Raw genomic sequence first — 23,482 nt, 5'->3', positions numbered from 1 at the left:
CTCAAAATTGAATACTCAGCACAAAAAAAGCGAATGACGCATCATATTTCTTGACGCATCATTCGCCTTTTATATTTTTTATGATTATGAAACCTGCCTTAAATCCGCTTCCTTCTTACAGGGAGATGGAGTCGCCAGGTGCGAGCACGCGGCCCTCCAGTCCTTTCGCAGCCAGCTGCTGCACAAACTGCTCTGCATCCTGGCGAATCGCAGGGAAGGTATCATAATGTACGGGAATGGTCAGCTTGGCATTAAACCACTCTGCCGCCTGCAGTGCGTCTTCGGGTCCCATCGTATAGTGTCCGCCGATCGGCAGGAAAGCAACATCAATGTTATGACGATCCCCGATCATTTTCATATCACCGAAGAGACTGGTGTCTCCGGCATGCAGCACCGTTTTGCCACCAATATCAATGATGAATCCGGCAGGCAAACCTGCGTACATAATCCGCTGTTCCTCTTCCAGTACGATACCGGATGTGTGGAACGCCTGAATCATCTTTGCCTTGGCAAATTCAAGATCCACCGTACCGCCCATATTCATGCCAATGGTATCCAGTCCTTTCCACGACATATATGTGGCCAATTCCACGATTGCCACCACTTTGGCATCATTGGCTTTCGCAATCGGTTCGGCATCCAGAATGTGGTCCATATGTGCATGTGTTAGCAGAACCACATCTGTCTTGATCTCCTCCGGTTTGGTTACCGCAAGTTCATTGCCTCGCAGAAAAGGGTCAATAATAAGTGACTTTTCTTCCGTGCCCAGCTGTACACTGGAGTGTCCGTGGTACGTAATATTCAACAATTCGGGTCCCTCCTGACATCTGAATGATTTATTCCTGCTTTAAATTGATTATAATTCAGAACGCTCTGCGAGCGCAAAACTGTCACTTGCTGCTGCTCGAATGCCGATGAATAACCTGTCATCTCGCTGCAAACAGCCTACTCACCGCTCTCGCATTTCCTGCAGTATACCCTAGCTTCGTATGGCTGCAGCAAAATGGCACCTTCATCCGTAGAATAACGTCTGCTCACATTGCCAATCATTAATTTGGCTTGTTTTTCATTCCAACCTTCCGGCCAATTCATCTCGGGCTCATGACTGCTGAAATTCATCAGAATCAACCACTGCTCTTCCTCCAGTGTGCGTGTATAGGCGTAAATTTCCGGATCATCCGGCAAAAGCAGCTCGTACGCGCCATAGATCAGTGCCTGATTTTGTTTGCGCAGGGATATCAATTTACGATAATAATGGAGAATGGAATGTGGATCAACTTCGGCTTCAGCCACATTGATATCCGTATAATTGTGATTCACTTCGATCCAAGGCTCGCCATCGGTAAAACCGGCATGCTTTGAATCATCCCACTGCATAGGAGTGCGTGCATTATCCCGGCTCTTCAGCCAGATTGCCTCCATCACTTCATGCTTGGATTTCCCCTGACCAATATAGTGGTTGTAATAATTTTTGGTCTCAATATCCCTGTACTGGCCAATGTCAGGGAACGCCACGTTGGTCATGCCAATCTCTTCCCCCTGATAGATGTACGGCGTGCCTTCCAGCGTTAACATCCAGGTTGCCAGCATCTGTGCAGAACGCACTCTGTACTTACCGTCATCTCCAAAACGAGACACAGGACGCGGCTGATCATGATTCCCCATATAATTGGCGTTCCAGCCTCTGCCGTGAAGTACCGTCTGCCAGCGGCTCATAATCTCTTTCAGTTCTGTCAGCTTCCATGGCTTGTAATTCCACTTGCCAATGCCCGAAGACTCGGCATCGATAAACATATGCTCAAACTGGAACACCATGTTTAATTCATCCCGATCTGTACCTACATAAGCCAAGGCCTGCTCGGGTCCAAGTCCTGATGTTTCACCAACTGTCATCGGCCCATAAGGCTTGAGGATCATGTTATTCAGCTTGCGAAGGATGGAATGCACCTGCTCCAGATTTGAAAACAGCTCATACGCCTGCACGACAGGCAGGTTATTCGGATTATGGGCATTCGGCAGTCCATCAGCCTTGGCGATATGGGCTACTGCGTCAAAGCGGAAACCATCCACCCCTTTTTGCAGCCACCAATGCACCATCTCATACATCTCCTCCGCCATCTCCGGATTATTCCAGTTCAGATCGGGTTGATGCTCCGAGTATAAGTGCAGATAATATTCGTTCGTTTCGGGATCATGCTTCCACACTGAACCGCCAAAATAAGACTCCCAGTTGTTCGGTACCTGCCCGTTTTTACCCGTGCGCCAGATATAATAGTCACGCCTAGCATTCGTCTTGGAGGAACGAGATTCAGCAAACCAGGCATGTTCATCCGAAGTATGATTCAGCACAAGATCCATCATGATCTTGAGTCCACGTTTATGCGCTTCCGCAAGCAGGCGATCAAAATCCTCCATCGTGCCGTACTTTCGTAAAATAGCGTAATAATCACGGATATCATATCCGTTATCATGGCCGGGTGAATCATAGATCGGACACAGCCAGATCACATCCACGCCGAGGCTTTGCAAATAATCGAGCTTATCATAAATCCCCTGCAAATCACCGTATCCGTCTCCGTCAGCATCCTTGAAGCTGCTCGGATAGATCTGATAGACTACGCTTTCCTTCCACCAAACGATAACGTCCACCTCGCTTTCCTTTCTTGTGAAGCATTTCACCCGTTAATATGTTTTATCCGAAAAGAAACCCTTATAAACACCTGAGCCTGGGTTTTATGCAAAAACACAAAAAGACTCGTAAGCCTCAATCGCACCACGCGATCAGCTTCGAGTCTTTCCTCCCAAACCTGTAAATCGTCGAAATCCGCCAAATCCTATCCAGGCTCCAGCGGTATTGAGAATGATATCATCCACATCAAATGTTCCCACGCGTGTAATGAGCTGTAACGTTTCCACAAGCAGCAGGATGAGAACAACGATGGACGTCAACTTGGCCCAGGAACGATATCTGCGAAACAGCCACGGAATCCAGATGCCCAGCGGAATAAATAACACGATATTTCCAAACAGATTTTTGACCCAGGTATCCGTCGTGAAATGTTCTCTATGCCAGATCAGCGGGCCGATGGTCTCCATAGGTACGAGATTATACTGATAATTCAAGCCTTGTGACCTTCCCCTGAAAAAAAGAAGACTGCACATGATCAGCGCGTATATCACCGCTAATGTTATCATCACTGCACGCATCCGCTTGGAGTGAAGCCAGTCTCTTCTGCTCACGCATGATCCCTCCGACCTTATTTTCCGCCAAGTGAGCGGTAAGGTCTATTTTATAGGGATGTAGATCTTCATGTCCAGCCGCTCGGGCGTTGACTTCCACACATCGGTGACCTCAAAGTCCGGCCCTTCCCGGCGCTCGTATTTGGATGAAGGCAGCCAGCTGCCATAGATCATTTTGCGTACGTCCTGCTCGGAGCCTTCGGTTGTAAATTCCGCGTACAATCCGCCCGGAATCTCCAGACGAGTATATCCCGGCTCCAGCAAATCCCCATTTGCTGCGCTTTCTTCCCCGATAATAAACGAAAATACGCCATCGTCTTGGAAATGATCCGCGGCACCATAGGCCATATCCGGGCGAATCCGGTCTGGAATGCGCATGAACTTCTGTTCACGTCCAAACTCATCATAGAATCCAGGAACGTCCGCATAATGCTGATCATCATTGAGATTCGTCTTATATTCGTAACCGATAATTTGAATCGGCTCCAGCGTTACCATTCGCGGTGGGTTCATATGTAACGCTGTACCAAGCTGTGAACGGTATGCATTAAAGTCAATGCTCCGCTGCATCCGGGACTCGGCATCGGGCTGCTCTGTTTTACGAAACCGGGCGGGGGTGGTTCCAAAATGGATATCAAATGCCCGGGTAAATGCTTCCTGCGACTGATAACCATAGTTCAATGCAATCTCCAGTACACCCTTCGCTGTATTCCGCAAAGCAGAAGCTGCCTCCGTTAATCTCCGCCTGCGCACGTATTCCAATACAGTAAAGCCTGTAATCGCTTGAAACAAACGCTGGAAATGAAAAGCCGAGAAACTCGCTGCCGCTGACACATCGCTGATGTTGAAAGGCTCCTGCAGATGCTCTTCCAAGTGCTCAATCGCAAGTTGAATGCGTGAATAATGATCCATAATGGTCGTCTCCTGTTCATATGTAAGATACGTACTCTTTGCTTCTCTGTTTCTTCTCTTAGTATGACGGAGAAACGGCTTTGTTTTTTGATCTCGGGTGCGGACTTGATGTGTTAAAATGCTTTGGTTTCCTACGAAAACAAAAAAATCTTGTTCAAAGCCGCGCCCTGCAGCAATCCTAACTCACTGCAGGGCGCAGACATTGGAACAAGAGAGAAAATTTCTAAAGGTGCAGCGGGTCTTTGCGCGTACCGGCCTTCATGCTCACAACTTCTGTATACTAACCATTCCAGTGTCCGGACACGGGATGGATGCCCCAGATATCGGTGGCATACTCACTAATTGTTCGGTCACTAGAGAAGATACCTGAATGTGCCGTGTTGAGCACAGCTTTTCGGGTCCAGCCCGAGACATTACGGTATGCTTGATCAATTGCTGCATGTGCATCGGCATAGGCCGCAAAATCACGCAGTACAAAGTATTCGTCTCCATGGGCGAGCAGCGAATCATAAATATCCCAGAACTCCCCGTCTCGATCACAGAATGCCCCTGGATGTATTAACTGCTCCACTACCTGACGAATTCGTTCATCCTGATCGACGATTTCATTGGGTCTGTAGCTGCCGTTACGATAATATTCCATGACCTCATCCGCACGCAGACCATAGATGAACATATTTTCTTCACCTACCTGCTCCGCCATCTCGACGTTTGCTCCATCCATCGTACCAATCGTCAGCGCGCCATTCATCATGAATTTCATATTTCCCGTACCCGACGCCTCTTTACCCGCTGTTGAGATCTGCTCACTCACATCGGCTGCAGGGATAATCTTCTCTGCAAGGGAAACAGAATAGTTTTCCAGGAAAAAGACTTTCAATCGGTCATTTACCGCTGTATCCCGATTCACCGTGTCTGCCACCGTATTAATCAGTTTAATAATTTTTTTAGCAAAATAATAACTCGGGGCTGCTTTCGCTCCAAAGATGAACGTACGCGGTACCATATCAAACGAAGCGTCACTTTTCAGCCTGTTATACAGGTGCATGACATGTAAAATGTTCAGCAGCTGTCTTTTGTACCCATGCAGCCTTTTCACCTGTACGTCAAACACCGAATCAGGATCAATTGCCGTGCCGGTATGATCGAGAATGTAAGAAGCCAGACGGTTTTTATTATCCCGTTTGATCGCACGGAACTGTTCCTGGAATGCGGACTGATCGGCATACTCGGCCAGCTTCTCCAGCTTGCCAGGTTCCGTGATCCATTCATTCCCGATCGTTTCGGTAATGAGATCCGACAGTTTCGGGTTGGCATGCATTAACCACCGGCGATGGGTAATACCATTGGTTTTATTGTTAAAGCGTTCAGGATATAAAGCATAGAACGGCGCCATCTCCCGTTCTTTCAAAATCTCGGTATGCAGTGCGGCCACGCCGTTAACGCTGTGACTGCCTACGATAGCAAGATGGGCCATGCGGACCTGATCGTTTGCTACAATCGCCATATGCTCGATGCGATTCGAATCACCCGGGTAACGATCCAGCAGCAGCGCGCAGAAGCGTTTATTAATCTCTTCAATAATCATATAAATACGCGGCAGCAGCTTGCTGATCATGGCCACAGGCCACTTTTCCAGCGCCTCGCTCAGTGTAGTGTGATTCGTGTAAGATACGGTTCGCGTGGTAATGTCCCAAGCTTCATCCCAGCCGCAGCCCTTATCATCCATCAGAATACGCATGAGTTCGGGGATAACCAGCGTAGGGTGAGTGTCATTGATATGAAACGCCACTTTATCCGGCAGACGATCATACGGCAGCCCCAGCTTGTTAAATGTGCGCAAAGCACTCTGCACGCCGGCCGAGCACATAAAGTACTGCTGCTTCAAACGCAGCAGCTTACCTTCATACTGGGAGTCATCGGGATAAAGGAATTCAGAGATGGATTCAACCGAGCGGCTGTAATCCAGGTACCCGTAATAATTGGAAGGGGTATCCAATGACGTTTCACGTTTCGGCTCCGCACTCCACAGCCGCAGCGTATTAACATGAGGCTGACCATACCCGATAACCGGCACGTCATACGGTACGGCTACAACGGATTCTGCATCCTTCGTGACAAAATGGTAGTGTCCGTCCTGTTCATAGGCTTCGACGCGGCCCCAGAACTGCACTTCTACCTTTTTGTCGGGACGCCGCACTTCCCACTCATTGCCTTTTTCCAGCCAGTTATCCGGCAGCTCTACCTGATTGCCATTGATAATTTTCTGCTCGAACAGACCGTATTTGTAGCGGATACCGCAGCCATGTCCCGCATAACCGAGTGAGGCCAAAGAGTCCAGGAAACAGGCAGCAAGCCTTCCCAGTCCTCCATTACCCAGTCCAGCATCCGCTTCCTGTTCCTCAATACACTCCAGCGAAAAGCCAAGTTCCGCAAGACTGTCGCGAACCAGTTCCAGTTCGTTCACATTGAGCAAATTATTGCCGAGCAGACGTCCAATCAGAAACTCCAGCGAGAAGTAATACACCTGTTTATCCTGACGCTGCTTGAATCCCTGATTCGAGGCCGCCCAATCCTGACCCACATATTCACGAATCATACTGCCGAGTACATGGTACACGTCATCCTGCGTAGCTTCTTCAATTGGTTTGCCCAGTTTGCTGACGAGATTGCGTTGAAAGATCGACTTGAACGTTTCCTTGTTGTCAAACAAAAGTAGGTTCCTCCCGGTGAAACCCTGCGGGTTGAGGGCGGTTCGTGATGCTAAGAACTCAGTACTCAGGCGTTTCAGCAACGTGACCGTTTCGGTTACGAATCATTCTTTCGATCGCTGTTGTCTCTCCATTTCCTCATCACCCTTCACAAGGTAGAAATGGAGAGACAAAGGCGAGCGCTTCGCTTCTTCAGAATTGATTTCGTCCCCTGCACTACGCTGCACGTTAGCAAGAACGCGAGTCATGAGTTACTTCTAATGCATAAGAACCTGAAAACGAACCCGCAGGATTTTATTTTTTTATATCGTTATAGAAAATATCGGACGAATTTCTGCTTTAAATAATAGTGCTTTTCGCCAAAATATACGGATTGGACGGGTCGCCGATTAACGTCTGTCCGCCAGTCAGCTTCACGTCTTTATCCAAAATGACGTTCTCCAGCACCGTGCCTTCGCCAATATAACATTTCTGCATAATGATTGATCCCTTAATCTTAGCACCCTTCGCTACATGGACACCCCGGAACAGGATGCTGTCCTGTACCTCACCGCCTACGATGCAGCCGTTGGCAAGCAGCGAGTGTTTGACATCGGCCGATTCCAGGTACTTGGCAGGCGCTTCGTATTTAATCTTGGTCTGCACAGGATCTTCTTTGAACAGCTGTTCGTACTGTCCTGCATGGAGCAGGTCCATGCTGTTGCGATAGTAGCTGTCAACGGAATTGATCACCGCGTGATATCCTTCGTAAGCGTACGCTGCGATTTTCAAACCGCCCGGATTTCTCTGAATTGCGTCACGGAAGAAATGACTTTCCCCATGCTCAATGCATCGCTGCACCTGTTTGAGGAACAGTTCTTTTTCCATAATGAAAATCTCTGTATATATATTCGTGTGGTCCGCACATTGGTGAATTTCCACCACATTTCCATCCTCGTCATGGTCCACTTTAATGCAGGTGTCGTGTTCAGGCAGGAGTTGGTCTACCTTTTTGCAAACCAGTGTCACGTCGGCTCCTTTACTTATATGATACCGATAGACATCCTGAAGATCAGCTTTGGTCACATGCCGGCTGCCTGCGTGCACGACGTACTGCCCTGCGCCTCTATGGAAGAAGTCCAGATTGTTATGAAAATGCTGCAGGTCACCCTGTGACGTATCGGTCGGGTCGTTCCAGTCCGGTGGAAGGATAAACATGCCTCCGTGTCTGCGGTCCAGATCCCATGGCTTTCCATCTCCCAGATGGTCCATCAGTGAACGGTACTTACGGCGGACAAAGACGCCAATACTTTCAATACCCGCATTCATCATGTTGGACAGTACAAAATCAATCAGACGATAACGCCCGGCATACGGTACCGCGGCACCGCAGCGAAAGTACGTCAATTCCTTCAATTCTTCAAGCTCATGGTCAAGGTTAATTACTCCAATCAATGATTTCATCGCGCGCACCGTCCTTTTGAACCATATTGGAAAAACATAAAGTCGCATCTGCACAAAATGACTGAGGGACCTACGGATAACCTTAAATCAACCTTATTCCTTGAAAACACCATCTAATTCGTGATTCCTTGACGAAGCTGACGTTCCAATTCCTCCTGATCCACCAGTAAAATATCACTTTCGTCTCCCGGTGCAGGCGCAATCCGTGTTCCATCGGGAATCACTAAGCCTTCAGAGATGATCGATTTGTGAATAGATACGTTTTGGCCAATTTTGACCCTCGGCATCACAACCGAATCGATGACTGCACTGTTCTCTCCAACCTCGGTTCCATAGAACAGGACGGAATGATTGACTTCTCCATGTACGATGCTGCCCTCACTGATAATGCAGTTGCGCACCTTGGCGGATGGCGATATATATTGAGCGGGCTGGTTCGGATTGCGGGTAAAAATACGCCAGTTCGGATCATTAAGATTCAGGGGTGTCTCCTCGTCGAGCAAATCCATATTGGATTCCCACAGACTGCGAATCGTTCCAACGTCTTTCCAGTACCCCTCAAAAGGATAGGCGAATAATGATTTTTCATTTTCCAGCAGCAGGGGAATGATGTCTTTACCAAAATCGTAAGAGGTGGATGCCTGCTGTTCGTCCTGAATCAGGAATCGTTTCAGCACATCCCATTTGAAGAGATAGATGCCCATGGAAGCAAGCGTGCTTCGGGGCTGTGAAGGCTTTTCTTCGAATTCATAGATGCTGTAGTCCTCATGGGTATTCAGAATACCAAAGCGGCTTGCTTCTTCCAGGGTCACATCAATAACTGAAATGGTGCAGTCGGCATCTTTTTCCTTGTGATATTGAAGCATCTTGTCATAGTTCATCTTATAGATATGATCACCGGATAGAATCAGCACATGTTCGGGATCGAATTGTTCAATAAAATTCAGGTTGCGGTAAATGGCATCAGCTGTACCCCGGTACCAGTTACTTCCATCTTCCCGTTCATGAGGAGGAAGTACGTATACCCCGCCATTTTTGCGGTCCAGGTCCCAGTCACTGCCAATACCGATGTAAGAATGCAGAACAAGCGGTTCGTATTGCGTTAATACCCCAACGGTGTCGATCCCCGAGTTCGAGCAGTTGCTCAGCGGAAAATCAATAATACGGTATGTTCCTCCAAAATAAACAGCGGGTTTCGCCAGTGATTTCGTCAAACCCTTCAAGCGTTTACCCTGCCCCCCAGCGAGCAGCATTGCGACAACCTCTTTTTTTGCCATCATTACAGCCTCCTCCACGTGCATTCATTCTGATTCATCAGAGCCCATAATCGATATGCTGTTGTAAAACACGGCTGTCTTGATTAAGAGCATGCTGTACAGATGTGTAACGGAACAAGACATCACTCATATGTAACCGGACGTCTTTCGTAAGCAATAACTGGAATAGTGAGCTGGTCTTGCTGTCAAACCACGATGATGATTGTGTTGATGGACTGGATAATACAGATCATGCAGATGGTGTTGATGCTGTAATTCGCGTTGGTTATTCGGACTTCACTTGCATTGAAGACTGTTCAGTGGGTGCAAATAAACAATCCTATTACCCATTAAACAGGAATTCGATCGGGGAATCTTGCGGTAACGGCGACATCGAAATGTTTTAGGGCGCAGTACGTTTGAATCGTACTTTTTTTGCCCAGCCGCTGTTCTTTTAATCTATTCGATAAATAGGAATTAAAATCCTTTTGGTAATAATATGGTAAAATATTGCGGGAGGCAGGATCGGTTTATCCCATGCAAAAAGGCCGGATTTCTCCGGCTCCAAGCTTCATGCATTTATCAAGACAGGTTGGGAGCAGCTCCCGTAATTCAGTATGCATCCATTCCAAGTCATAAGCGATCATCTAGATAATTTTACGGAATAGCTCCATCACTTCATCCTTGGATGGCTGATGCGGATTGCCCGGTGCACAGGCATCCTTCATCGCATTGCTTGCAAGCAGCTCCACATCCGGATTTTGCACGCCGAGCTCGGACAGCTTCTCAGGAATACCTACTTCCTTCGTCAGTTCTCGAATCGCTGCGATAACATAATCAGCACATTCCTTGTCCGTGCGTTCCTTCACGTCCATACCAATCGCTTTGGCGATATGACGGAATTTGTCCGGCACATGTTTGGCGTTCATTTCTTCCACATAAGGCAGCAGCATCGCGTTGCATACTCCATGCGGCAGGTCGTACACCCCGCCCAGTTGATGCGCCATCGCATGAACATATCCGAGACCCGCATTATTGAAAGCGATGCCTCCCAAGAAGCACGCATATGTCATATATTCTCTGGCTTCCAGATCCGTGCCATCCTTCACCGCTCTTGGCAAATATTCAAAGATCAACTTGACCGCAGCTGCAGCTGTTGCACTTGTAACCGTAAAACCGCCAGGTGTAACCATCGCTTCCACCGCATGGGTTAACGCATCCATGCCCGTAGCCGCGGTCAGACTGGCAGGTTTGCTCAGCATCAGCTCGGGGTCATTCACCGACAGATCAACAAGACAATTTCGGTCTACCATTACCATCTTCACTCTTCGCTCCTCATCTGTAATGACGTAGTTCATCGTCACTTCGCTTGATGTCCCTGCAGTTGTATTGACAGCGACAAGCGGTACCGATTTAACCTTCGATTTATGCAGTCCTTCATATTCACGGATATGCCCACCGTTTGCAGCAACGATACCTATCGCCTTTGCTGCATCCTGCGGTGAACCTCCGCCTATCGATATAATGGCGTCACAGCCATGGTCTTGGAATACTTGTAATCCTTCATGCACATTAAGGCAAGTCGGATTCGGCTGTACCTCATCATATACGACATAATCTAACCCTGCTTTTCGCAGAGCAGACAATACACACTCAGCAGTGCCTGACGTAACCAGTGTCTGATCCGTAACAACAAGCGCCTTGCGTATACCCATCTGTTCAATCAATGGAGCTGCATCCTGCAAACATCCTCTGCCCATTAAATTCACGGGTGGAACATAATATGCATGTGTTGCCATCTGAACCAGCCTCCTGTAACCCTGATTTACTCCTTTTATTGTAACTGAATCCGTTTCCAGCTATAGTGAAATAAATCACAATTACTCTGATAAATGTTACAATGTTCCTTGGTGTTACAAAGATGTTCCGATTTCATCTGATTATTTTGCGTTTAATTTCGTGTGGATGCTGCTTCGTTAATCTGTTAACTTTCTGTACAAATAGCAAAAAGACGACTCGGATACCCGTAGGTACAAGCCGTCTCACATTTCTTGATTTTAATAGTGTTTACACCTCATAAGAGAATCATTCCGGACTGCGTTCCCTTGTCTTCCTGCTTACAAGGCTTTGTCGTTCACACCATCAAGCCATGCTTCAATCTCGCCAATTACGGACGACACACATCCGTCTTCAAACGGCGACTTCAAACCCGCAAGCTCTACCAGACCTGTGAAGGACAGGCTGCCGCCTGCTCTGCACAATGTCAGATAATCTGCCCATGCTGATTTCATATCTGCATTACTGCGTTTCCAGAACTGGAATGCACAGATTTGTGCCAGCGTGTAGTCGATGTAATAAAATGGTGATGAGAAGATATGGCCCTGTTTGTGCCAAAATCCGCCCTGCTCCAAATATGCATTGTCTTTGTAGTTGATGTGCGGCAGGTAGATCTTCTCAATGTTACGCCAAGCCTGTTTGCGTTCCGTCGGTGTCGCATCCGGATTCGCATAGACAAAATGCTGGAATTCATCCACAGCTACCCCGTATGGAATGAACAGCAGTGCTGAGGACAGATGATCGAACTTATATTTATCTGTATCTTCCTTGAAGAAAAGTTCCATCCACGGCCATGTGAAAAACTCCATGCTCATCGAATGAATCTCTGCAGACTCAAAGGTCGGCCAGTTGTATTCCGGCACAGCAAAATTACGGCTCTCATACACTTGGAAAGCATGTCCCGCTTCATGTGTCAACACGTCAATGTCACCCGACGTACCGTTAAAATTAGAGAAAATAAACGGCACTTTATAATCGTTCAGGAATGTGCAGTATCCGCCGCCCTGCTTGCCTTTTTTGCTAACCAGATCCATCAGCTCATTCTCGGTCATCATCTGGAAGAACTCATCGGTCTCTGGTGAAAGTTCGGCATACATCCGTTTCCCATTCTCAACAATCCAATCCGGATCACCTTTAGGTGTCGGGTTGCCTGTCTTGAAGCTGAAGCCCTGATCGTAAAAATAGAGCGTATCCACACCAATCCGGCTGCGCTGACGTTCTCTGAGTTTGGTAGCAGCAGGTACGATGTAATCGCGGACTTGAGCACGGAAATTAGCTACCATCTCCGCGTTATAATCTGTACGGTTCATACGGTCGTAACCCAGCTCTACATAGCTTGCATAACCCAGCTTCTTCGCAATCTGTGTACGCACCTTCACTAATTCATCGTAAATGCGGTCAAATTCTGCTTCGTGCTCAGCCATGAACGTGTAGCGTGCCTTCGAAGCGCGTTCCCGCATGGATCGGTCTGTGGACAGCTCAAACGGGTGGAGCTGAGGCAGTGTGCGCTCTTCCCCTTCAAACGGGATTTTGGCTGAAGCAATCAGCTGGTTGTATTCCGTCGAAAGTTTATTCTCCTTCTGGAGATCTTCAATGATCTCCGGGCTGAATGTTTTCAAAGAAAGGTCAGCGAGCTGGAACAGTTGGGTCCCCCACTTTTGCTCCAGTTCTTCACGAAACTTGGAGTTCACCAGTGCACGATAATAGTCGGTAATATATTCCTGAACAACAGGCTGACTTTCATCCAGGAACTCATTCTCTGCCTTATAGAACTCATCATTCGTATCAATCGAATGACGGATGTAGACCAGCTGTGCCTTCGTTTCAAAATCACTGCGCAGTGCATTGATCTTGTCCATGAATTCGCTCTGCTCTTCCACTGAATTCGCTGCTTCGAATCCCTTCAGCAGTTCACCGAAAGAGGTTTTGATATGTTCCAGATCGGGACGTGTATACGTATATTCGCTAAACTTCATTTATGTACACCCTTTCCTGTTTGACAAATTTCGGGCAATACCCGAGAAGCTATCCCCTATTATACAAAAGTAAAGCCTAAAAATCCCAACTTTACGAAAAATATTTGTCCATCGGTCAAATGGTTTCAAATAAGAACTGAACAGTTTACATCATTACGTGAGAGATCTAAATTTCCAAAAAAATAATAAAGCTGAACTAGACCAATACAAATAAGCCCGCTCCGCAGCAGCGAAGCCAGCTTATAGGCTTGTCTAATTTTCAAGTGTTTACAACAGGTTCGAAGATTAATGTTTATCCTCGTCAACGATCTTATAGAACCAGCCCATTCCAATCATACCCACAACCATAATAACAGCCAGAATAATAATATAAGTCATGAATGTACCCCCCTTGCCCGTATATTCATCTCTTTATCAGTTTACACGCCGAATAGCTGTTTGAATTGACCGAACATTGACAAAAATACGACATCTTTAATTTAAATCAAGGATATATGTCATATTGAATTGCTATTTTCAATTGTTTTTCACCAGATCATATGCTTGTTATGTCACCATCTGCCGTGCATTATACTTCATGTTAGCATCTGCAGATGTTCCGTTGTATACTATAATTCGGATTGGATGGATATGGGTAAACATAATTACAGCAGACATACACAGAAAGGCAGGAAACCATGTCAACTCGCATTCCTATACGTCAATTATTGCTCTCCTCTATGCTTGCCTTGATGCTCTTCATTTTATCCGCCTGTGCGGATGGAGAAGCTCATGTCACCGTAAATATGAACGGAACGGTAGACCTGAATCTCAATCTGAGTGTCACTGATGCAGCGCTTGGCAAGATTGGACAAGATAACCTTATGCCCCTGCTGGCTCAAAGTTTGGAACGAAATAACTTTAAAACGGAAGTTACGAAGCAGGGTGATCGAAACGTGCTGCAGGCAGCAAACCATTACGAAAAAGGCAGTATGACCGGATTTAACACTTCGAATATGCCTCCGGGAATCCGATTCGAACAATCCACGATTCCAGGGTTTTTCACCTCAAAAATGCATATTACTGCCGAGGCTGACCTTATGGAATCCATGCCGGATGGGGATATTAAAGAACAGATCAACAATGTCCCATCTTTTCTCAAACGGCTTTTGCTGAAGGATATGAATTTTGATTTCAAGTTGTCCCTCCCGATCAAAGCCGAAGATTCCAATGCAGATCAAGTACAGGACGGCGGTAAAACGCTGATCTGGAACATTGCTCCCCTGCAAAAAAATAAGATGGATCTCACGGTACAGATTCCGAATATCCGCAATATCCTGCTGGTCGCCGTCATCGGTCTTGTGCTGATCCTGGCACTGATCATCTGGTTCTTCGTTCGGCGCAGACGGACCAAAAAACAGCAACATCCGGGTTCGCATCGTAAAAATACATGACACTCCGCGGACAGTTGGATTTGTGACTTGCCAAACCGTGTTATGGATAGTAGAATACATCCGTACTGTGTGAACGGTTAACATGAAGATTGAGCAAAAGTTAAAGAGGTGAACAAGTTTCATGAATATTCGGGAATGCTCCCTGCCTGGTATCGGGGTAAAGTACCAATTTCATACAAAAGGCGGCAATCAGTTAGTCATCATCAAACATGAGGACGGACACCGGGAATTATATTCCGTGAATCCGCAGGATAACGAAGATCTCACGCTAATTGCCGAATTGGAAGATGATGAGTGTGTAACCCTCTCAGGGTTAATTGGTGGATGGTCTTAACTTCAAAAAAACCTTTATCTCGATGGAGATAAAGGTTTTTTTGAACAAATTTGTAATTCAACATAAACGCTCTACCCTGGTCAAGGGAGAAACCCCTGCTTTTTGTTCCGTTGTCATTTCACCCGCTGAGAATGAATGAAAGGTATCCACGTGTTCAAGACACGAATAATTTCTGCTGAATGGAAAGGTTTACTTATAAAGTCCTGCATTCCACACTGCAAACAAGCTTCCCGGTCACGATCCCCTGCAAAGGCAGTAATCGCAGCAATGACAGGAATCTCGGGATGCGTTTTTCTGATTTCACGAGTTGCTTCAATTCCGTCCATTACGGGCATCTGAACATCCATGAAGATCAGATCATACGGCGTGTTCGCCAGAGAATCTAGAGCCTGTGCCCCATTCCCCACGACATCGCATGCGCCTCCGAATCTGCGCAGCATCTCCTCCAGCAGATGACTGTTGACAGCTTGATCCTCGGCGATTAATATTCGAATCCCGCTTGCAAGATGGTTGCGATCCGGCAGCTCCCCTGCTGCGGCGACCTCATGTTCTGCATCTGTAGTTTCTTCGTTCCACTTCTCTAACACAAGGGTGAACTGAAATTCCGCTCCCTTGCCGATCTCACTCTGAACACCGATCGCTCCGCCCATTAATTCTACCAGTTTTTTGCTGATCGCTAGACCCAGCCCCGTCCCTCCGAATTTACGATTAATCGATGGATCCAGCTGCGAGAAGGACTGAAATAACTGATGCTGTTTATCCAGAGCAATGCCTATACCTGTATCCTTCACCTTGAACGACAGCATCAGATGATCTGGACCATGCTCTGGTGAATGATTCATTTCCGCACTGATCGTAACGCTTCCTTTTTCGGTGAATTTAACAGCGTTGCCGACCAGATTGATAAGAATCTGACGAATTCTTGTCTCATCTCCACCTACACGTTCAGGAATCTGCGATGAGATTTCGCTAAAAAGTTCAATGTTCTTCTCCGAGGCTTTAATGGAAAACAGCTCGATTACACTGTTCAGCAAGTCCCGGATATCTACAGGCCCCTGCTCCAGATCCATCCTGCCTGCTTCAATTTTACTGAAATCCAGAATTTCATTCAAAATGTAGAGCAGCGACTCTCCGCTATCAATCATGATTTCTGCGAATCCCCGCTGTTCCTCGTCCAGCTCTGTTTCCATTAACAGATGTGCCATTCCCATAATCCCGTTTAACGGTGTACGCAGTTCATGGCTCATAATGGCAAGAAACTCCGATTTCGCACGGTCTGCATGCTCTGCAGCTTCCTTCGCACGAATAATTTCTTTTACCGACGTCATATCGCGGAAAACCAGCACAGCCCCGCGTGTTTTCCCTTGATCCATAATCGGCTTGAGCTGGAATTCAGCAAGAAAGCTGGACCCGTCCTGACGCCAGAATACCGATTCTGTACGCGGCAGTGCTCTTCCTTCGCGAACGGCCTGCAGAATAGGTGTGCCTTTGGCAGGATAGGGTATGCCTTCACTCTGCATCTGAACCATCATTTTTTCCAAAAATTTGCCGTTCATCTCGTTTGGACAGATATTCATTATCTCTGCCGCCGCAGGGTTGGCGAAATTGACGTATCCATCCAGATTCAGTCCGATTACCCCTTCAGACATCCCATTCAAAATCAATGCTCTTTCATAACTCAGATTTTCAATTTCTTCTACATAACGTTTAGCTGCGGTTACATCACTTGTGATGCCGTAAACACCGACCACTTTGTCTTCCAGCAAAATGGGTACATTAATGACACTAGCCTCGATGCGCTGCCCGTTTTTGTGAATCATACCAATCTCGTAGCTCTGGGCTGCACCCTTTACCGACTCCTCAAAGTGGTACCGTGTCTTCTCCAGATCCACCGGATCAATCAGATGGTCAAAAGATCCGCTTAAAAGTTCATCCTTACTATGTCCTGTTAACTGTTCCTGTCCTATATTTGCTTTCAACAAATTCCCGTCCAAATCTAAAGAAGCTACTCCCAGCGGGTTGCAGTCGAACAAAGACTTGTACTCCTGTAAACTTAACTGCTGTTGTTTGCTTTCTGTAATATCACGCGTAACCGCAACCATCTCCTGCAGGCTGCCCGACTCATCACACACATAATGCGTCAATGTATCTGCCCATACTACAGACCCGTCTTTATGCAGCAGTCGATAACTGATTCGCTCGGGAGTGAGTCCTTCCGTCTGGCCGCGAATATAAGCCTGCACCATCGGGATATCTTCCGGATGAATACAGAACATTCCAGAGCGTCCAAGCATCTCTTCAGGTTCGTAACCGAGCATTTTTCTGCTGGCATCCGATACATATTTGAACGTGCGCTCGGCATCTGCTTCGTGAATGGCAATCAGATCCATGGAGGATTCCGCCAGAATGCGTGAAATACGACTGCTTTCTTCCAGCTGCTTACGCTGTTCAAGGAGTCGTTGTTCGGCTTCTTTTTGCTTGGTAATATCGGCGGCCTGTACAAGCAGGTACAGAGGCTCCCCTAATGTCTCATCCCTTACAATGCATGCTCTGATCGTAGCCCACAGCAGCGTGCCATCTTTTCGCTTCAGACGCACCTCCGTCTCATACATCGGCTGTTCGCCGTTTGTCATTTTCCAAAAATTGCTGCGAAATTCCTCGTACCTGAGATCTTCTTCATAAATCATATGTACAATTGAAGTGTGCAGCAGTTCTTCCTCTGTTGATCCAAGCATCTCGCAAAAGGCCGGATTCAACTGCACCCAAAGTCCATTAACGTGAGAAGCGACAGCAATGCCGATCGGCGCGTGTGTGTATAATTGTTCGAACAGAGACCGGCTCTGAGTGATGGAGTTCGACACTACATATCCTCCTTTATTAAAAGTATAAGATTACCCTAAAGAGAATGTAAAATTGCTCTAATGAGAATGTAAGATTTCTTTATTGAAAAAATGATGAATGCTGCTTTAATCATAATGTTACTCGTATGAACAGATCAACCTGAACATAACTTTATCTTATAGAGTAGTACCCCAAATGTCACGATAGTTAAACAATGCATCCATACTGCTTCTTACGAAACGAATACAAAATGTTGGACCGCAGTTGATGTGTTTGGATTTCACAGCGTTTTCATACGTAATGTTAATGATGAACGGAGGTTATGCCCCATGATTATTGTTGCGAATCAACCGATTCAGCTGTCGCCCTCCGAATGGTCTGCATTTGAATGGCACTGGTTACAGCAGCTTCAGAATCGCCCTACACCATATGTGTATCAATCCATGGAACACCTGCATTTTGAATGGAACTTACGTGAATCTCTCGTAGACGCTGCCGAAGGATTGAATCGAAGCGGAGTCAGCTTTGCCTCATTCGAAGACTCCAGGTGCAACCCTGCCTGCTGGAACCGTAATGCAGAAGGCGGATTTGAGCTGAGGCCAGATGTAACTCCCGCAGAGGGTATTCGAGATATATGGAGGAACGGGCGTTTATATGCATTTGAGTGCGCAACCGCTGCCGTCATTGTACTGTACGGTGGAGTACTTGGAAGTATCCGTGAAGAAGCTTTTAATTCATTATTTCGCAACCTGCTGCTGTTTGACTGGCATTACGATAGTGATCTTCGTTTGACCGAAAAGAACGGGAAGGAAACGGCACTGCCGGGGGACGTGCTTTATTTCAAAAATCCCGATGTCTCTCCGGAAACCCCCGAATGGCAGGGTGAGAATACAATTATGCTGCGTGAGAACGGGTACTACGGACATGGCATTGGCATTGCAAGTGCTCAGGAGATCATCCATACCTTAAACCAGTTTCGTTTTCCGGGAAGTCGGAACAGTGCGTATTTAATGGATATGGTTATATATCCGGACTTCCTCTACTTGTCCCGTTATGCCAAAGACCGACCTGACAGCAATCCAGACGTATCAACACCAGTGCTCCCTGGGCAGCTCTACGTCAGAGTGGGCGGAAGCCGTTATCTCCGTACTTGAATTGTACAGAAAAGCCCAATAGAAAGCAGCGATGAAGCTGTCTTGATATTGGGCTTGCTTCTATATGGAGGTAGGGACTGCTCTATGCCAAGTATCCATGTTGAATGTCGTCCCGACCACTCTGACTTCTCACCGCGTATGTTCGCAGCAAAAAAAACGGAGCTGCTCCATTTAAATCTCAGCAAGCGGGTCAAGCTGCACAACAACCTGCTTGCCGCTAACCTGTACTCCCGTTGATCTTCTGCCGTGTTCTTTCAGTGCGCTGCACAATGCTTCTGCCCAAGCTTTGCCTGCTTCTCCCTCTTTCGCTCCATGAACTTGAATGACAAACTTCACGGAGTCCCCCTTTTTCAGAATCCGCTCTGCCTGTGACTGCTTGACATCCCGATCATGATCTTCCATCTCCAGATGAAGCCGAATTTCCTTCACTTTTCGTTTCTCCGGGGCTTTGCCTGCTTTTTTCTTCGCCTGCTGTGCTTCTTCACGAGCGGCACCGGCACCGATCAATTTACATGGAGGGGGACTTGTCATAAGCGAAATGCAGACCAGATCCACATTGTGCTGCCTGGCCAGCGCCAATGCTTCCTTTGTTGGCATGACCCCCAAGTCTTCTCCATCCAGACCGGTGAGCTGCACCTCGGCTGCCTTAATTTTTTCATTTTTAATCATTTGAGCCATAACTTTTCCTCCTTGACATGAAAAGCCTGTCCTGATCACGCAAGATCAGAGCAGGCTTAAGTGAGGTACTCTATATTCATACATACGTTAAAACGTTAGATTACATTAAAGAAACGAGGCTTTCCTATAGATCATATCGGAGAACCTAATCCTAGAATTACAAAGTGTTAAATGCCTCTGTCAGAACCGGTACGATCTGCGATTTGCGGGATACAACGCCTTTGAGCAGTGCCTTGTTGTCTGCCAGTGTTACGTTATAGGCTTTCTCTACCGCTTTTGTAGAAGCACCATAAGCCAGTGCAACAGAATCGTTGTTCAAGATGTCGGTAACAACAAATACGAACAGATCAAGACCTTTACTGGAAATAATAGCTTCAATCGCTGCTTCAAGTTCTGGCTGTTTGACAAGCACATCATTGACGTCAACCGCATTTACCTGTGCAATTTCAACCTTCGCCGTACCCATAGCAAATTCCTTCGCATCCAGGGAGATCAGTTCAGCAATTGTTTTCTGACTTAGATCCGCCCCGGCTTTCAGCATATCCAGACCGTAACTGTCTGCATCTACGCCAGCAATGGCAGCCAGTTCACGAGCTGCAGCCACATCCTGCTCTGTGCACGTTGGAGATTTGAACAGCAAGGAATCCGAAATAATGGCGGACAGCATCAGACCTGCGATCGGTGCGCTGATTTCGATACCGTTCTCTTTGTACATTTTATTCAAAATGGTTGCTGTACAGCCTACCGGCTCGGCACGGAAATACAAAGGCTGGCTTGTCTCGAAATTGGCAATACGATGATGGTCAATAACTTCAACAACCGTCACGTCTTCAATATCACTTACGCTTTGCTGGCGTTCGTTGTGATCCACCAGAATGACTTTATTCACTTCGTTAGCCGCTGTTTTGATCAGACGCGGTGCTTCAACTTTGAATTGATCCAGTGCAAACTGCGTTTCGCCGTTCACTTCGCCCAGGCGCACCGCTTCCACTTCCTGGCCCAGCTTACTTTTCAGTTCTGCGTACGCGATTGCTGAACAGATCGTGTCTGTATCCGGGTTTTTGTGGCCGAAAATTAATGCTTTTTCCATATTCATAGCCCTCCGTCAATTCGAGTTTAAGTTCAATTCTACCCTTGTTTGAATCATACCTTACTGATTATAGCGCTTATACGTCTTAATTCCAATCCCTTTACAGCGAATTAATTATTCATCATGCAAAGAGCAGTTTTCTAAGCGGTAACCACCGCGAAGAGTATACGTCGTTCGCTGTATTCATCCATGTCTTGTCTATTCTAATTTGCAGTTGTATTAGCTACATTTGCAATTAGATGTTTGCCCAGTTTATCACCTTTACACAGCGCCTGAACAAGCTCGCGGCCTGATTCCGGGGTCATTTTACCGTACCAGTCTCCCTGCGGATACACAATCGTTACACATCCGTCATCACAGCGACCGTTGCATTTTGTACGTGTTGTATGAATGAATCCTCCAGCCTGTTGTTTTGCAATTTCGTCCCGCACCGCCTGAGTGACTTCTTCGCCCTCATTACGCATACATGTTCCACCGTTACATAGTAGAATGTGGTGCTGCAGTTGATCCAGATTATAGATAGCCAAACTCGCTTCATTCCTCTCACATCAATAGGATATGTATCTTCATATGATTGCACAGTGCTGCATTACAACTTTATAAATTAGCACATCGATCCAGGTTCGTGCAACGGATAACTTTAAACTACATCTCCGGGTTCAGGGTAACCTGTCCCCTTTTCACAAAAAACGTCTGCAAACAACCTTTATCATCGATCTCCAACAGGTTTAACTGCGCACCATAAGCACATCCGCCATCTATGCCAATCTTGTCTCCTCGCGGGTCCATCCAGACGCCAGACTCCTCATGCAGATGCTGCACAGGGGTATGTCCAAAAACAACCATTTCCTGAAGCGCTGTAGGTCTGCTGTAAAAAGGTTCACGAATCCAGATGAAATCCCGTTCAGATTGGTTTCTCCAATCCGCTTGGTCGGGGTTGATCCCGGCATGCACAAAGATATAGCCAGGAATTTCATAGTACAGCGGAAGCTCGTCCAGAAATTGAAGATGATTGTTATAATGTGAGCGCATCCATTGTTTGTCATGTGCATAAGCATGCCAGTTCATCTGGTCACCGTCATAGGAAACATCGAGATAGCTGGCTAGTGTCTGTAACCCTCCGTTGCGAATCCAGTGCAGGTCATACTCCTGCACATCATGAGTCAACGCTTTGACCATCATAGCATCATGATTGCCTTTGAGTATGATAATGCCGTGGTCCTGCTTTAACTTCATGATCTGCTCAATGACCTGCCTGCTTTTGGGGCCGCGATCCACATAGTCGCCCAGCAAAATCAACTCATCCTGCGCCGGGTTGTACTGAACCTGCTCCAGCAGTGCATTGAATTCATCATAACAGCCATGAATGTCACTCATAATACATCTGCGCAAGTGAATCTCCTCTCTTTCCGGGCGAGGCCCAACATATGGACCGGAACCGGAACCGACTGCAGCAGCTGCCCGCAAGCCAGGTTAAGTTCCAATCCCATCCATACTTATATTCCCGCTCCTATCGGCTCAGCCCTGCTGCAGTCCAAAAGCTTCTGCAATCAAACTAAAGGAACGAAGACGTGCCTCAAACGAATGAATCGCAGACGCAATAATCACTTCATCGGCTTCATGCCGTTCAGCCATCGTGATAATTTTGTCCTTTACCTGATCCGGCGTACCAATAATCGAGAAAGAGCGGCGCTGACGGATTTGTTCCATCTCCACAGCCGTGTACGGGTAGTTGTGAACCGTTTCCAGCGAAGGAAAGGAGCCCTGTTCCAACCCGCGTCCAAGCCGCAGGAAAAATAGTTCATTGCTGCGCGCCAGTTCAGCAGCTTCCTCTTCCGTATCTGCACAGAAAGCAGAGACTGCAATCATAGAATGCGGCTTGTCGTTTAGAATCGAAGGTTTGAAATGTCTGCGGTAATGCTTCATCGCTTCTTCGCCGCCCGGCGTTCCAAAAAACTGGGCAAATGCATAAGCTGTACCTTGTGCCGCAGCTATTCTGGCCCCTTCCGAGCTGGAACCGAGCAGCCAAACTTCGGGAACAGTAGGCACAGAAGGTCCGGCCACAAGTGAAGCAAAACGATGATCTTCAGGCAGCTGTTCGTGGAAATAACCACCAAGGTCCGCAATCTGCTGCGGGAAAAACTGTACATTCGACGATTTGCCCTCATTAAGCGCTCTGCTGGCAATAGGCATGCCTCCTGGGGCACGGCCGATCCCCAAATCAATACGTCCAGGATGCAGTGCCTCCAGCAGACGGAAATTCTCTGCCACTTTGTACGCACTGTAATGCGGCAGCATGACTCCTCCCGAACCTACCCGTATTCGTTCCGTATGCGCAGCCACATGAGCGATCATAATCTCCGGGCTTGAAAACGATAGTGCTCCCCCGCCGTGGTGCTCCGACATCCAAAAACGGGAAAACCCCAGCTGTTCGGCATGACGGGCTAACGTAACAGCCTCCTGCAGCGCATCCTGTACCTGGCGGCCCTCACTAATGTGTCCATGCTCCAGCACACTAAGTTTCATATATGTTCATTCCTCTCGTCCGTGAATTAAATATGCTTCAAACCGCTTTCTT

General features: G+C 47.1%; 19 protein-coding genes. 3 read left to right on the top strand and 16 right to left on the bottom strand.

The window, feature by feature from the left end; translation table 11 throughout:
• Positions 1–115 precede the first annotated feature (115 nt).
• The 10 genes from MKY97_RS12570 to MKY97_RS12525 form a co-directional block, all read right to left on the bottom strand.
• Positions 116–808 carry a metal-dependent hydrolase gene (locus tag MKY97_RS12570; RefSeq protein WP_342555742.1) on the bottom strand — a complete coding sequence of 231 codons (693 nt, stop codon included), beginning with the start codon at positions 806–808 and terminating at the stop codon, positions 116–118.
• A gap of 137 nt (positions 809–945) precedes the next feature.
• Positions 946–2,649, bottom strand: coding sequence for an alpha-glucosidase (locus tag MKY97_RS12565; protein WP_342555741.1), 1,704 nt, complete (start codon positions 2,647–2,649; stop codon positions 946–948).
• A 132-nt stretch (positions 2,650–2,781) separates the two neighbouring features.
• Positions 2,782–3,240 (bottom strand): VanZ family protein, encoded by a 459-nt coding sequence (locus MKY97_RS12560; protein ID WP_342555740.1) that lies wholly within the window; start codon positions 3,238–3,240, stop codon positions 2,782–2,784.
• A 45-nt stretch (positions 3,241–3,285) separates the two neighbouring features.
• A complete protein-coding gene (locus tag MKY97_RS12555; protein ID WP_342555739.1) occupies positions 3,286–4,152 on the bottom strand; it encodes an effector binding domain-containing protein in 867 nt (288 codons plus the stop codon).
• 280 nt (positions 4,153–4,432) lie between these two features.
• A complete protein-coding gene (locus MKY97_RS12550; protein ID WP_342555738.1) occupies positions 4,433–6,865 on the bottom strand; it encodes a glycogen/starch/alpha-glucan phosphorylase in 2,433 nt (810 codons plus the stop codon).
• 102 nt (positions 6,866–6,967) lie between these two features.
• A complete protein-coding gene (locus tag MKY97_RS12545; RefSeq protein WP_342555737.1) occupies positions 6,968–7,111 on the bottom strand; it encodes a hypothetical protein in 144 nt (47 codons plus the stop codon).
• 91 nt (positions 7,112–7,202) lie between these two features.
• Complete coding sequence (gene glgD / locus MKY97_RS12540; protein ID WP_342555736.1) at positions 7,203–8,306, bottom strand: glucose-1-phosphate adenylyltransferase subunit GlgD; 1,104 nt, start codon at positions 8,304–8,306, stop codon at positions 7,203–7,205.
• 113 nt (positions 8,307–8,419) lie between these two features.
• A complete protein-coding gene (locus MKY97_RS12535) occupies positions 8,420–9,583 on the bottom strand; it encodes a glucose-1-phosphate adenylyltransferase (protein ID WP_342556316.1) in 1,164 nt (387 codons plus the stop codon).
• Between the two features lie 626 nt (positions 9,584–10,209).
• Complete coding sequence (locus tag MKY97_RS12530) at positions 10,210–11,361, bottom strand: iron-containing alcohol dehydrogenase (protein ID WP_342555735.1); 1,152 nt, start codon at positions 11,359–11,361, stop codon at positions 10,210–10,212.
• Positions 11,362–11,679: 318 nt separating this feature from the next.
• Positions 11,680–13,374: a M3 family oligoendopeptidase gene (locus MKY97_RS12525; RefSeq protein ID WP_342555734.1), complete on the bottom strand. Its 1,695-nt coding sequence runs from the start codon at positions 13,372–13,374 to the stop codon at positions 11,680–11,682.
• A 677-nt stretch (positions 13,375–14,051) separates the two neighbouring features.
• Here MKY97_RS12525 and MKY97_RS12520 point away from each other — a divergent pair.
• Both MKY97_RS12520 and MKY97_RS12515 read left to right on the top strand, forming a co-directional pair.
• Positions 14,052–14,807 (top strand): hypothetical protein, encoded by a 756-nt coding sequence (locus MKY97_RS12520; protein WP_342555733.1) that lies wholly within the window; start codon positions 14,052–14,054, stop codon positions 14,805–14,807.
• Between the two features lie 121 nt (positions 14,808–14,928).
• A complete protein-coding gene (locus MKY97_RS12515) occupies positions 14,929–15,141 on the top strand; it encodes a hypothetical protein (RefSeq protein ID WP_342555732.1) in 213 nt (70 codons plus the stop codon).
• Positions 15,142–15,254: 113 nt separating this feature from the next.
• Here MKY97_RS12515 and MKY97_RS12510 read toward each other — a convergent pair whose 3' ends face one another.
• Positions 15,255–18,002: a PAS domain S-box protein gene (locus tag MKY97_RS12510; RefSeq protein ID WP_342555731.1), complete on the bottom strand. Its 2,748-nt coding sequence runs from the start codon at positions 18,000–18,002 to the stop codon at positions 15,255–15,257.
• Positions 18,003–18,311: 309 nt separating this feature from the next.
• Between MKY97_RS12510 and MKY97_RS12505 the strand changes: the two genes are divergently transcribed.
• Positions 18,312–19,136: a protein-glutamine gamma-glutamyltransferase gene (locus MKY97_RS12505; RefSeq protein ID WP_342555730.1), complete on the top strand. Its 825-nt coding sequence runs from the start codon at positions 18,312–18,314 to the stop codon at positions 19,134–19,136.
• 171 nt (positions 19,137–19,307) lie between these two features.
• Here the strand turns inward: MKY97_RS12505 and infC are convergent, their stop codons facing one another.
• From infC to MKY97_RS12480, 5 genes are all read right to left on the bottom strand, one after another.
• Positions 19,308–19,805: a translation initiation factor IF-3 gene (gene infC, locus MKY97_RS12500; RefSeq protein ID WP_342556315.1), complete on the bottom strand. Its 498-nt coding sequence runs from the start codon at positions 19,803–19,805 to the stop codon at positions 19,308–19,310.
• Between the two features lie 166 nt (positions 19,806–19,971).
• Positions 19,972–20,904, bottom strand: a complete 933-nt coding sequence (locus tag MKY97_RS12495) for a manganese-dependent inorganic pyrophosphatase (RefSeq protein ID WP_342555729.1) — start codon at positions 20,902–20,904, stop codon at positions 19,972–19,974.
• A 203-nt stretch (positions 20,905–21,107) separates the two neighbouring features.
• Entirely contained in the window at positions 21,108–21,431 is a 324-nt protein-coding gene (locus tag MKY97_RS12490) for a (2Fe-2S) ferredoxin domain-containing protein (RefSeq protein WP_342555728.1), read from the bottom strand.
• A gap of 118 nt (positions 21,432–21,549) precedes the next feature.
• A complete protein-coding gene (locus MKY97_RS12485) occupies positions 21,550–22,296 on the bottom strand; it encodes a metallophosphoesterase family protein (protein WP_342555727.1) in 747 nt (248 codons plus the stop codon).
• A gap of 126 nt (positions 22,297–22,422) precedes the next feature.
• Positions 22,423–23,430: an LLM class flavin-dependent oxidoreductase gene (locus tag MKY97_RS12480; RefSeq protein ID WP_342555726.1), complete on the bottom strand. Its 1,008-nt coding sequence runs from the start codon at positions 23,428–23,430 to the stop codon at positions 22,423–22,425.
• Positions 23,431–23,482 lie beyond the last annotated feature (52 nt).

Source organism: Paenibacillus sp. FSL R7-0652, assembly GCF_038595045.1.
Classification (GTDB): domain Bacteria; phylum Bacillota; class Bacilli; order Paenibacillales; family Paenibacillaceae; genus Paenibacillus.
The sequence above is the reverse complement of the archived record's forward strand: the minus strand, read 5'-3'. Positions and strand labels throughout refer to the sequence as shown.